Here is a 12,147-nt window from a genome sequence, read left to right as displayed (position 1 = left end):
GGGCAGGATCATGTTCGAGAAGATTCTGATCGCCAATCGCGGCGAGATCGCGTTGCGTGTGGCGCGCACCTGCCGGGAATTGGGTGTGCGCACCGTCGCGGTGCACTCGGTCGCCGACGCCGACTCGGCGGTGGTGCACTTCGCCGACGAGTCGGTGCAGATCGGTCCGTCTGTCGCCAAGCGCAGTTACCTGAACGCCGCGGCCGTGCTGGCCGCCGCCGAGCTCACCGGGGCCGACGCGATTCATCCCGGGTACGGATTCCTTTCCGAGTCGCCGGATTTCGCCGATGCTTGCCGTGCGGCGGGTATCACGCTGATCGGTCCGCCCGCTGATGTGATGGCCGAACTCGGTGACAAGCAGTCCGCACGCACGCTGATGGCGAAGGCGGGCCTGCCGCTGCTGCCCGGCAGCCTCGACCCGCTCGAACTCGACGAGGCGCACGCGCTGGCGGACTCGATCGGCTACCCGGTGATCATCAAGGCCGCCGCGGGCGGCGGCGGCCGGGGCATGCAAGTGGTGTACGACAGCGCCGCGTTCCCGCGGGCCTACCAGGAGACCAGGTCGACCGCGCGGATGCTGTTCGGCGACAGCCGGGTGTACTTGGAGAAGTACCTCGCGGCGGCCAGGCATGTCGAGATCCAGGTGCTGTGCGACGGCCACGGCAACGGCGTGCACCTCGGCGAGCGGGACTGCTCGGTGCAGCGCAGGCATCAGAAATTGATCGAGGAATCCCCGGCGCCGCTGCTGCCGGACGGCCTTGCCGAGCGGATGGGCAAATCCGCGGTCGACGGTGTTCTGGAGGCGGGCTATGTCGGTGCCGGAACCGTGGAATTTCTGGTCGACCGGGGCGGCAATTACTATTTTATGGAAGTAAACTGCCGAATTCAGGTCGAACATCCGGTCACCGAAATGGTGACGGGCATCGATCTGATCGCCGAACAGATCCGTATCGCGTCCGGGCAACCGCTCGGCATCGCCCAGGAGGATATTGTTCTGCGCGGCGCGGCAATCGAATGCCGGATAAATGCCGAAGACCCTTCCTCCGAATTCGCGCCAGCTCCTGGCGTGCTGGCCGAATTCACTCCGCCCGGCGGACCTTTCGTCCGCGTCGACACGCACGCACACGCCGGTTATTCGATACCGCCGCATTACGATTCGCTGCTTGCCAAGCTGGTGGTCTGGGCGCCGGACCGCGACCGGGCGCTCGCGCGGATGCGGCGGGCGCTGGAAGAGTTCCGGATCTCCGGCGCCCGCGTGGCGACGACGAGGGACTTTCTGCGTGAGGTGCTCGACCATCCGGCGATGCGCGCGGCGACGCACACCACCGCGCTGGTGGACGAGTTGCTCGGGCGCCGGTGAGGCGGGGCGGCGTCGACCCGGGCTCCCGGCGGTCAGGCGGTTTCGGCGGAGGCGGTGCGGAACTCGCGGGAGTACCACCCGATCAGGTAGCCGGCGTGGCGGCTGTTCAGCATCGCGCTCACCGAGACGTCGGAAGCGGCCAGGATGTCCTGGTGCAGCTTCTGCAGCTTCTGGCACGGGTCGAGGCCGAGCTCACGCTGCATCCCCCGGCTGAACTGCTGGTAGGAGGCCAGGGCGCGGGCCCGCTGGCCCGAGCGGCTCAGGGCGAACATGTAGTAGGCCTGCAGCCGCTCGTGCAGCGGGTGCTGCATGGTGAGGCGGGCCAGGTCGGGGCACACCTCGCGGTGCCTGCCCAGGCGCAGCTCCGCCTCCACCCGCAGCTCGATGTTGGCCAGCCGCAGGTGGTCCAGGTGCGATACCTCCGCGGCGAGCGGGATGCCGCCCTCCACGTCGACCAGCGCCGGACCGCTCCACAGCGCTTCCGCCGCGCTGAACAGATCCACCGCGCGCTGGTCGTCGCCGGTCTTTGCGGCGCACCGGGCGGCTGCGGACATGGACTGATAGTCACGCAGATCGAAAACGCAATCTTTCACATCGAACGAATAGCCCTTGCTTCGGGTACGGAGGAAACGTTCGGCCACCTCCGCCTGTCCCACGCCGAGCTGTTCGGCCATCTTCTTCCGAATTCCGAGGACATAGGTCTGCACGACCGTCACGGCGCTGCGCGGCGGATCGTCGTTCCATAATTCTTCGATCAGCGTCGTCACCGGCACAACGGTGTCATGCCGGACCAGGAGTAAAGCCAGCAACTGCCGCTGCTTCTGCGCGGTCGGCGTTGCGTTGTGATTGTTGAGAGCGAGCGTCAGTGGACCCAACACGCGAGCGTACACAGGATTGTTCACCGGGATCTCCTACGGGCGACATCCCCCCGACCGACGTGAGATTCTCAATTCCCACCGCGCTGTAGGTATCATCCACACTATCGAGAAATTCGTATCAGATCGATGAAACCTGGGTAATATCGGAGTTAACGCGCCGCATTCAGCCGTTGAATTCCCCTCTGCCGCAAGGGGATTCGCGCGTGGTTTGCGGGACCCTCAGCCACGGCGAATGCGCAGGATGTTGTCCCTCCTGGTGCCCGGCTGTCCGTCCGGCACCGCGTGCTCGCGCTCGACGACTTCGTCCACCTCCACCTGCCATTCGGCGGGGTTCAATGCCAGCCCCCCGCGCACCTCGGCGGTGGTGGGGAAGTGCACGTGGGAAGGCGGTTCCACCACCCAGCTCGGCCATGCCGCATGCCCGACGATCAGCAGCAGGCCGCCCGGCGCGACCGCCTCGGCCGCCCGGCGCAGGATCCTCGTCCGCTCACCGTCCTGAGCGGGCGGTGAGTGCAGATACTGCGCTGTAACCAGGTCGAAAAGGCCGGACGGGAAGCTCTCGGCGAGATCGTGCCGCTGCCAATGGATCTTCTCCGACAGCCCCCGCCGCTGCGCCTCGGCCCGCGCGCGGGCGAGCGCGGTCTCCGAGACGTCGGCGGCGGTGACCTGCCAGCCGCGCTCGGCCAGCCAGATCGCGTCGGCGCCCTCGGCGCAGCCCAGATCCAGCGCCGAACCCGGTGCGACCGTTGCGATCTCGCGCACGAGCAGGGCGTTCGGCCGTCCCGACCAGACCTGCTCGCGCTCGGCGTAGAAGGCCTCCCAGTACTCGACCGTCGTCGTGGGCGTCGTCCCGTCCGCATGGTGGTGTGTGGATTTCATGAAGCCCACGATCCGCCCGCCTGTGGGAACTGGCAAATAACGTTGCCGCTTCGGCAACTGCGCTCGGTCGCGGGGTGGTACGGCGCTGCGGTTCGGTCGCGCCGTCCTCCTCAGTCGTCGAGCGGGTCGCGCGGGAGCATGCCCTCGGCGGCGCGCAGGCGCCCGGTCATGGTGGTCAGCAAATCGATGGAGTCGTCGGAAAGGCCGAGGGCCGTATGGATCAGCCTGCGTAGTCGCTGGCCTGCGATCCGGTCGGCCACCGCGCAATCGTGCTCGGTCGGGAAGTCGTGCTCCGGCGGTGTGGCGCCGGGCCGTAGGTCGAGATTCACGCCAAGGTACTCACAATCGGTCATCGAGCTCCAGGAACCATGGTGGATGCGCTGGACCGCGCCCCGGAACGACGAGCAGGCACGGTCGTCCCGGGGCGCAGCGTACTCGCACTCACGTCGTCACTGGGTCGGGTCGTGGGGTTGCACGTGCTGTCCCTGCCGTAGTCGGGTCGGCTCACCTGTGCCGTAGCCGTGCCCGCTCCGGCGTGGGGACGTTACGCATTGTTCCACTGCGCCTGTGGATTTCGATGCACCGGCCCCCTGCCGACACCATGCGGTCCGGTGACCGGACCCCTCGATGGTGGACGGTGCCCCCCGTGTCCAGGTACCCATTCGTGGGAATTCGCCGGTACCGGAGCCGCGCCGCCGGTGCTGAGCGGGCGAGAGCTGGAACCGGAGACGCGCCCGGTGCCCGCGCCTTCGCGGCGCAGGCCGAAAATCGGGCGCCGACCGCACCCGCACGTGACACGATGGGTGGCGGCCGAAGCGGATATCGACTGGTGAGGGGCCCGACATGGGGAATCTCGACGGCAGGGTGGCGGTGATCACCGGCGGCGCCCGTGGACAGGGCCGCGCGCATGCGCTGGCGCTCGCCGGTGCGGGTGCCGACATCGTGGTGTGCGATATCGCCGCACCTGTGCCCGGTCTTCCCTACGCCCTGAGCACCCCCGGCGATCTGGCCGAGACCGCCGAGCTGGTCGAGCGGACCGGCCGCCGCTGCATCGCGGTGCGGGCCGACGTGCGCAGCCTGGAACAGGTGTGTTCGGTGGCCGAACGCGCGATCGAGGAGTTCGACCGCATCGACATCCTGATCGCCAACGCGGGCATCGCGTCCCATTCGCCCATCGCCGAGATGAACGAGCAGATGTGGCAGGACATGATCGACACCAACCTGACCGGCGTATTCCACAGCTTCCGTGCGGTGGTCCCGCATATGATCGAGCGCCGCTGGGGACGCGTCATCGCCACCTCGTCGATCGTCGCCAAGATGGGCGTGCGCAACGCCGGGCACTACGCGGCCACCAAGTGGGGCGTGCTCGGCCTGGTGAAGTCGCTGTCGCTGGAGGTGGCCGAGTACGGCATCACGGTGAACGCTCTGCTGCCCTCCGGCGTGGACACCGACATGATCCAGAACCCCGCCACCTGGCGCCTCATGGTGCCGGACAAGGAGAACCCCACCAAGGAGGACTGGATGACGATCATCGAATCCGGCCCGCCGAACGCGGATCTGATCCAGCCCGCCGAAGTGGCCGAAGCCGTGCTGCTGCTGGTCTCCGAGCATGGCAGGCACTTCAATGGTGAGGCGGTGACGATTTCGTGCGGAGGTAGCGCGAACACGTCGTAACTTCTCCGCCGCTGCGTCCGGCTGTGGCGTGTCTGTACAGACTTATCGCGCAGTGCTTCACTGGAAAGCACATGGTCTGTACAGTGCCCGCGTCCGGCCAGGAGTCAGTGCATGTCCCGCCACACCGAACGGACTGACCCGCTTCGGTTTTCGGTGTGCCGCCCGCGCCGCGACGTGACGCTGCTGATGGTGGTCGGCGAGATCGACCTCGCGACCGCACCCCGGCTGCGGGCCGAGCTGACTCGCGGATCGCTATGCCACACAAGAACGCTCGTGCTCGATCTGTCGCCGGTCACGTTCCTCGCGGCGGCGGGACTGACCGTTCTGGTCGAGGCGCAAGCCGACGCCGCACGAGCACATCGCCGCATCATCCTGATCACCAAGGTGCGCTCGGTGGACCGCGCCATCGAGATCACCGGCCTGTCCGCGGGATTTCATCGCGTCCGCTCGCTGGACGCCGCCCTCGCCGACAGCGCACCCGGCTACGACGAGACCGCCTGATGGGCGGGAGGCGGTCCGAGGCCGCGCCCACCGGACGGAGGTGGGAAGTCCGAGAAGGCGTCGTCGACGGAATCCGCGACCCACTCGCGCTCGGCCTGCGCAAAGCGAGGCGACCGCGGACGAGGCCAGGCGCTGGAGGGCCGTCCTCGGAGGCAGGGGGCAATAGCCGCGCCGGAGCCGTGCGACGGCCGATGCGGCCGCGAACCGACGCCATCAGCCGCGGGACCGGCGTCGTCCAACGGAGTTCGTGCTGTGCGCCCGCGCCCGGCCATGCCAGAGCCGACGCAACCGCAGAACCGTCCCGGCGAGAGGGATCCCGGCCGATCTCCGCGCCGGGCCGTACGAAGGCGACGCGGTCGCCGCCCACGTCGAGTCAGCGGCGTTGCGCTTCGAGTTTCTCGCGTGCGGCGTGTGCGGCTCGGGTTCCGCGCTCCCGTGCGAGGTGTGCGGTGTGGGCACCGCGTTCCCGTGCCTCGTGTGCGATCTCGGGTCCGCGGTGCTTGGCGAGCTCGGCCAGCTCAGCTCCGCGTTCCTTGGCGAGTTCGGCCCACTCCGCGCTGCGCTGCTTGGCCAGCTCCGCGAAATGGCCTCCGCGTTCCTTGGCGATATCGGCCCAGTCCGAGCCGTGTTCTTTCGCAATTTCGGCCCAGTCCGCGCCGTGCTCTTTGGCGATTTCGGCCCAGTCGGCCCCCCTCTCTCTGGCGATCTCCGCCCATTCGGCGCCGTGCTCCTTCGCGTAGTCGGCCAGATCGCCGCCGTGTACCTTGGCCGCCTCCGCCCACTCCGGCCTGTGCCGCTGTGCCGTCTCGGCCAGCTCCGTGCCTCTGCTTGCGGCCGCGGCACCGAGCGCTCGCGCCCGTTCGGCGGCCTCGTGCGCGGTCTTGCGCAATGCGGCTCCGGTCGCGCCATTCGAGGTGGCCCCGAACGGAAGCGCCGCCGATACCGTGGCGGCCGCGTCGCGCGCGGCCCGGCGTCCGCGCCAGCCCAAGGACGGCTTGCCCTCGGTGTCGGCCGCGGCGATCATCAGGCCGCCGAGCAGCCCGAGATCCTTCAGGAACGCGGTCCGCTTCGCCGACTTCCGCGCGGGATCCTGCTCGTTCCAGAAATCCTGCTCGGTGACGGTCGCGGGTACGACGGTCGCGGCCAGCACCAAGGCGGCCAGGCGCGGCGCTTTCCCGAGCGCGAGCAGCACGCCGCCGCCCACCTGGGCGAACGCGTTGATCTGCACCACCGTTGCCGGGTCAGCGGGCAACTTTCCGGCAATCTCGTCGGGCAACTGCCGCCGTCCCCGCTCCACCAGTTGGTTCGCGGACTTGACCCGCTCGTCCGGGTGCCGCAGCGTATCGACTCCATCGACGACGAACGCGGTGGCCAACAGGGGCCGGGCGAGTCGGCGCAACAACATGACAAAACCCCTTCTCTCGATGTCGTTACCAATCGGATGCCCGCGAGCCGGGTGGCCAAACACGCTCGCCCGCCAGCGTGTGAACGCCGCCTCACCCGGATAACAGCAACTCCACGGCGGCCGATTATCGAGATGGGAGCCGCACCTGGATCCGGGCCGGTCTCCCACGTTCTACCCTGCTCTGCCGGAAGGTATCCGCTGTGCGAACAGATGCCTCTACAACGACTTTCGAAGCCATCGTCGCCGGGCTACCCGCCGCGCCGGTGTGCACGTTCCGTTTCGACGGCGTGCGGTGCCGCCACCGCGCGGAATGGTTGATCCGTAAACGATCTTGCTGCCACACCGCTGGCGTCGATTTCCTCTGCGAGACCTGTCATGCCCGCATCAACTGGATGCTCGACCTCGGCATCGCCTTCGAATGCGCAGGATGCGGCGTGCGCTCCACCGGCTTCGCCGAGCTGTGCCCGACCGCGGCTCGCCTCTGAGCGCGTGCCGGTCGCCGCCAGGAAACCACTGATGATCTCGGTGACCCGATCCGGGTCCTCCACCATGGGAAGGTGACCGCAGTCGGGCAGCTCCACCGCGGTGTGCGGGCGTAGCGTGCGGTTGAGCCGCTTGCCCGCCTCGGCCGAGAGAATGCGATTGCGCCGCCCCCAGATCGTGCAGATCGGCGGGAACCCGGCGGGCGGATCGAACGCGTCCAGTGCGCTGTAGGCCGGGAAATCCTGGACCAAACCGTGCAAGGCGGTCAGCCTGCCGCGATCGGACCAGTGCGCCCGCACGCGCGGCTCGTGCTGTAGTTTCCGGCCGCGTCCACGCGGGCCCAGCTGATTCGCGACGATCAGCGACACCACCCAGCCGGGCAGACTGATCCGGCGCGCCACCGGAGCCAGCGGCAGCCGCGCGTCGGCCCAGGCCAAGCCCGCGGACTGCCCCGAACTCACGGTGTCCCAGGTCAGCGGATTGATCAGGACGAGCGCACGCACTCCGGCCGGATGGTCCATCGCGTAGCGCAGCGAGGTGGCGCTGCCGAGGCAATTGCCGACCAACACCACGTCGGTGAGCCGGTGCGCGGTCAGGAACGCGTCGAGCATGTGCACGTAGTCGGCGAGCCGGTAGCCCGCCGCGGGCTGCTCGGATCGCCCGTACCCGGGCAGGTCGAGCGCGAAGACCTCATGCTCGCGCCGCAGCGCCGCGACCTGGTCGTCCCAGATGCGGCGTTGCGCACCGGCATTGTGCAGGAACACGACCGGCGACCCGCTACCCGCGCGGTCGAAGACCACGCCCCTGCCTCGATGCTCGAAAACGTCCACGCTGACTCCCTGCGAGCTGCCCGGCGAACGAATCGCCGGGTATGTCGCGATTTTACGTGGCCGTACCCGCTCGAGCGGGCGCTGTGGGCACACCGGATGGTGGCCTACACGCGCAGGTGCGGGCGCTTGTTTCACACCGGGGATTTCACACCGTGAGGCCGGACCGCATCACCTTTCCGGTTGCGTTGCGGGGGAGCGCGGTGGTGGTGAGCCGCCAGCGCGCAGGCACCTTGTAGTAGGCGAGCCGTTCGGCGGCGAACGCGCGCAGCTCGTCTTCGGTTGTCGCGCTGTCGCTTTCGACTACGACCAGGGCGGCGACCTGCTGTCCGAGGTCGGCGTCCGGCACGCCGACCACCGCGCACTCGCGCACCGCGGGATGTTCCTCGAGGCACTGCTCGATCTCGGTGGGATAGACGTTCTCCCCGCCGCGCAGGATGAGATCCGAACGGCGTCCGGACAAGCGCAGCCTGCCGTCTTCCAGGACGCCGATATCACCGGTGCGCAGCCAGCGGTCCGACGTGATCGCCGCGGCGGTCGCCGCCTCGTCCCGCCAGTAGCCGAGCATCACATACGGGCTGCGCACGCAGATCTCGCCTTCGGAGCCGTCGGGGACGGGGTTGCCCGAACTGTCGCGAATCTCCAGTGTGACCCCGAGGACCGGACGCCCCACGGTGTCGGGAAACGCGGCCAGCTCCGCCGGACCGGCCAGCGTCGCTGCGGTGCTGCACTCGGTGAGCCCGTAGCTGGTCACGAGGGCGTTGCGCGCGACGGACAGCTGATCGCGCAGCTTCTGTTGCAGCGCGGCCGAGGACGGCGCCGAGTTCAGCGACAACGCCGTCAGCGAGGTCAGGTCGTAGTCGGCGAGGTCGACTTCGAGCATCCTGGTGGCCATGGTCGGCATCGCGCCCCAGTTGGTGATCCGTTCGGCCTCGATCAGCCGCAGCACCCGGTCGGCGTCGAAAGACCCCTGGTGGATGACGGCCGCGTCCCCGGTGACCAGCCGGGGCACCGCCAGATTGTGCAGGCTGGCGATGTGGAACAGCGGCGAGGTGAGCAGGTAGCGCCGCCCGGTGGGCAGCTCGGTGGTTCCGGTGAACGCGGCGGCGAGCGCGTCGTTGAAGACGTGATAGTCGATCACCGCCACCAGGTTGCGATGCGAGTGCACCGCACCCTTGGGCCGCCCGCTGGTGCCGCTGGTGTAGAGGATCACCGCGGGGTCGTCCTCGTCGACCTCGGTGTGCGGCAGGGCATCGGTCCGGAACTCCGCCAGCAGCGCGGGAACGTCGTGCTCCATGGTGAGCACCGGGACGCGAATGTCCAGCTCCGCCATCAGCGCCGCACGCTTCGCGTCCACGATGAGTACGGCCGGTTCGGTGTGCTGCACGCCGTAGGCGATCTCGCGGGGCACCCACCACGCGTTGTAGCCCACCGCGATCGCGCCGAGCGCCTGCGCGGCCCAGAACGCGACCACCCACTCGGGCGTATTCGCCGCCAGGATGCCGACGCGGTCACCCTTGCCGACGCCGTATCGCTCGCGCAGCGCAGTGGCCAGTGCGGCGACCGCGGCGGCGTGCTCGGTGAACGACATCCTGCAGTCCGCGGTGACCAGGTAGTCCCGGTCGCCGTGCTGGACCGAGGCGGCGAGCACTTCGCCGAGCGAGGACTTGCGGTGCCGGATCACCGGCATGGGCGCGCCGAGCACGTCTTCGACCACCATCTCGAACCGGCCGCCGGGGCCGGTGAGCTGGGCCGTCGCCTGCGCCGCGATTGCCTGCGGATCAAATGGCTTGGTCATCTCGGGTACTTCCTTGTAACCCATCACTAGCCCGAAAACCGTACAACGAGAGCCCCGAGGATCGCCCCCTAGGCTCTCGTTGTCGATCTGCGTGACGTACAGACACTCGAACTCGCACCGGCACGCGGTCGTTGTGAGCGCTCCCGAATCCGGCCACCATGGGGCTGGGAGCCCGGCGAGCGCGCCGTCGCTCGACGCAATCCTCAACGGTGCCGAGGGGACGGACTCGGACATCGCGATATTCGCCGCGAGCTTCGATCGAATGGCTCTGGCACCCGCCTGCCGCGGATGAGGCGACCACTGTGCCGACCGCGCCGACCTGACTCGGTGACCGAGCGCCGCGACCTATTCGTCGGGCCGGTCGGCACCGCGCATGCAGAGTGTGATGCCCCGGTTCGGCCAGCCGACCGCGTTCGAGCCGTCGGCGTCACGCGGACAGGCGTCTGCGCCGGCGGTGTAGGGCAGGACGGCGGTGATCCGGATGATCTTCTTGCCGACTCGGGCGCAGTCCACCTTCCGGGGCAGCTGCCAGTCGGTGACGTCGTAGCAGACGCCCGCTTGCCAATCGGGCGCGAGGCACAGGTGGACCTGCTCCCGCCCGGTACGGCCGGTTTGCCGATGCTCCCGTTCGACCCGCGGATCGGTGCAGGTTCCGGTCTGGAGCACGCGGAAGTTGGCGGGCAGCGTGTCACAGTGCGCGGGGAGGACGGTGGCGGGGACACCGCCGGTGGCGTGGGGCGCGGGAATCGCCACGCACTCGCCAGGTCGCGTCGCGGCCAGCGGTTCGGCCGCTTCCGCAGCGGTGTCGTCGGTCGCCACCGGCGCGATGAGGACGAGGCACGCGATGCCGCCCAGCACCGCTACGACGCCCGCTGCCGCGCCGACCAGGAACGGGGTATCCCGCGCGTTCGTGCGCGGCGAACTCGGTAGCGCGGGGTGCTGGAGAGCGCTCGGATACGGCCCATGTCGCGGTGATGCGCTGTCAGGGGGTGGGGGATCGGTCTGCGAAAGGTTGTGCGCCGGTTGACTCGTCATCCGCGAAGGGTTGCGGGTCGATCGGCTGTTCACCAAAGGTGCTGTGCAGCCCAGGTGCTCTTCGGTGCGTGGCTCGGGCCTCGACTGCGGAGTCCGCGAGGCATACCGGCTTCCGGTGTTGAAAGGCTGTTGTGGCCTGCGGTTTCCGGCGATCATCGCCAGGACGATCACGCCCGCCGCGAGGACGGTGACGGTGACCGCGCCGAAGAGCAGTCCGGTGTGCAGTGGTGCGGCGGCGAGCACCGCCGAATGCCGCGCATGGGTCATGTGGCCCCCCTGGTCGACTCGTTCCAGTTACCGGTTCGACGCGGACCGCTGCGGGTCGCCGCCGGATCATCGGTGCTGGCAAACGGATTCGCCGGAATCAGATCATGCCGTCCACGCCGGTGTCAAAGCGAGTTGCCGAACACCGTGCCAGGGCCACCGCGAATGTTGCCAGAAGTTCGCTGTCTGTGCGGAACTGGCTGTGAGCGACGCTATTCGACGCCTGCCCCGAGAATCTGTCGGCGTGGTACGGCATCATCTGTGCACGCAGCCAACCACGAACTTGCTCGGAGTCACCATGCCGTCGCCACGAACCAAGCCGCAGCCTTTGTCGGACAGCGAGATTCAACAGATCGCCACGGACATCGCCGGTGGCCGCCCACCTATGGTGTGGTTCACCTCGGCCGCGGTCGGCGTCCCGGAGGGGCGCTCGGGCAAGGTCGTCGCGCTCGGCGACCCGTCCGACGGAGACTTCCTGCAGATCCGGCCGACCGGATCGAAGGATGTACTGTCCTTCTCGCCGACCGAGGTGACCTTGACCAAGCCGCCGCGAGGGGCGGCCGGTAGCACTGCCCAGCCGAAGTCGACAACCAGGAAGGAATCCGCTGTGACCCAGCCGTCTACCGTGACGAGCACCGCGCCGGCTCCCGCGAGCGCCCCCACCCCGAAACCGCTGGGGAGCACCCCCGGCGCGAGCGAATCCGACAGCGCGGGCAAAGCCGCGGTCAAGCAGGCCCCGGCGGCGAAGGCCGCGAAGGCCGCCCCGCGCAAGTCGAAGACGCCCGAGGTCACGGTGACGCTGGCCGGCACCGCCGACGGTGAGTGGTCGGTCGACGTGGTGAGCGGCAAGAAGCGCACGGTGCGCGGTCTTCCGGTGGCCAGTTCCGCGGTCGCGCAGGCGGCCAAGATCCTGCACCCGGAGGTCGCCGACGTGGTCGCCGGGGTCATGGAGACGTTGCGCGGCGCACAGGAAGCCAAGGTGCAGCAGTTGCAGGCGGAGCTCGCGGAGGCCAAGCGCCTGCTGGAGGAACTGAGCGACTGAG

Annotated in this window: 11 protein-coding genes; 4 read left to right on the top strand and 7 right to left on the bottom strand. The window is 68.8% G+C overall.

Translation table 11 applies throughout. The annotated features are described in order from the left end of the window. Positions 1 to 10 precede the first annotated feature (10 nt). Complete coding sequence (locus NA4_RS01175; RefSeq protein ID WP_067462440.1) at positions 11 to 1,360, top strand: acetyl-CoA carboxylase biotin carboxylase subunit; 1,350 nt, start codon at positions 11 to 13, stop codon at positions 1,358 to 1,360. 32 nt (positions 1,361 to 1,392) lie between these two features. On the opposite strand, the gene NA4_RS01170 is transcribed toward NA4_RS01175, so the two are convergent. The 3 genes from NA4_RS01170 to NA4_RS01160 all read right to left on the bottom strand — a co-directional run bounded on the left by NA4_RS01170 (position 1,393) and on the right by NA4_RS01160 (position 3,470). Continuing rightward, a complete protein-coding gene (locus tag NA4_RS01170; RefSeq protein WP_067462437.1) occupies positions 1,393 to 2,262 on the bottom strand; it encodes an AfsR/SARP family transcriptional regulator in 870 nt (289 codons plus the stop codon). Between the two features lie 195 nt (positions 2,263 to 2,457). Further along, on the bottom strand, positions 2,458 to 3,117 hold the full coding sequence (locus tag NA4_RS01165; RefSeq protein WP_067462542.1) for a class I SAM-dependent methyltransferase: 660 nt from the start codon (positions 3,115 to 3,117) through the stop codon (positions 2,458 to 2,460). A 110-nt stretch (positions 3,118 to 3,227) separates the two neighbouring features. Further along, positions 3,228 to 3,470 (bottom strand): hypothetical protein, encoded by a 243-nt coding sequence (locus NA4_RS01160; RefSeq protein WP_157128727.1) that lies wholly within the window; start codon positions 3,468 to 3,470, stop codon positions 3,228 to 3,230. A gap of 490 nt (positions 3,471 to 3,960) precedes the next feature. On the opposite strand from NA4_RS01160, the gene NA4_RS01155 reads away from it, so the two are divergent. Next, positions 3,961 to 4,791, top strand: coding sequence for a mycofactocin-coupled SDR family oxidoreductase (locus tag NA4_RS01155; RefSeq protein ID WP_067462432.1), 831 nt, complete (start codon positions 3,961 to 3,963; stop codon positions 4,789 to 4,791). A 111-nt stretch (positions 4,792 to 4,902) separates the two neighbouring features. Continuing rightward, the gene (locus NA4_RS01150) at positions 4,903 to 5,292 is read left to right on the top strand and encodes an STAS domain-containing protein (protein ID WP_084496691.1); all 390 of its coding nucleotides are present in this window, start codon (positions 4,903 to 4,905) and stop codon (positions 5,290 to 5,292) included. Positions 5,293 to 5,665: 373 nt separating this feature from the next. Here NA4_RS01150 and NA4_RS01145 read toward each other — a convergent pair whose 3' ends face one another. From NA4_RS01145 to NA4_RS01130, 4 genes are all read right to left on the bottom strand, one after another. Continuing rightward, on the bottom strand, positions 5,666 to 6,697 hold the full coding sequence (locus NA4_RS01145; protein ID WP_067462427.1) for a DoxX family protein: 1,032 nt from the start codon (positions 6,695 to 6,697) through the stop codon (positions 5,666 to 5,668). Positions 6,698 to 6,945: 248 nt separating this feature from the next. Further along, positions 6,946 to 8,010, bottom strand: coding sequence for an alpha/beta fold hydrolase (locus NA4_RS01140; protein WP_169810959.1), 1,065 nt, complete (start codon positions 8,008 to 8,010; stop codon positions 6,946 to 6,948). Between the two features lie 145 nt (positions 8,011 to 8,155). Continuing rightward, the gene (casG, locus tag NA4_RS01135; RefSeq protein WP_067462539.1) at positions 8,156 to 9,805 is read right to left on the bottom strand and encodes a steroid-24-oyl-CoA synthetase; all 1,650 of its coding nucleotides are present in this window, start codon (positions 9,803 to 9,805) and stop codon (positions 8,156 to 8,158) included. Between the two features lie 345 nt (positions 9,806 to 10,150). After that, positions 10,151 to 11,107: a hypothetical protein gene (locus tag NA4_RS01130; RefSeq protein WP_067462421.1), complete on the bottom strand. Its 957-nt coding sequence runs from the start codon at positions 11,105 to 11,107 to the stop codon at positions 10,151 to 10,153. Positions 11,108 to 11,402: 295 nt separating this feature from the next. On the opposite strand from NA4_RS01130, the gene NA4_RS01125 reads away from it, so the two are divergent. Beyond that, positions 11,403 to 12,146 carry a DUF6319 family protein gene (locus tag NA4_RS01125; RefSeq protein WP_067462538.1) on the top strand — a complete coding sequence of 248 codons (744 nt, stop codon included), beginning with the start codon at positions 11,403 to 11,405 and terminating at the stop codon, positions 12,144 to 12,146. Position 12,147: the final 1 nt, after the last annotated feature.

Origin of the sequence: Nocardia amamiensis NBRC 102102, from assembly GCF_001612745.1 — a bacterium.
Taxonomy (GTDB): domain Bacteria; phylum Actinomycetota; class Actinomycetes; order Mycobacteriales; family Mycobacteriaceae; genus Nocardia; species Nocardia amamiensis.
Note: the sequence above shows the minus strand (reverse complement) of the source record. Positions and strands in the feature narration are given on the sequence as shown.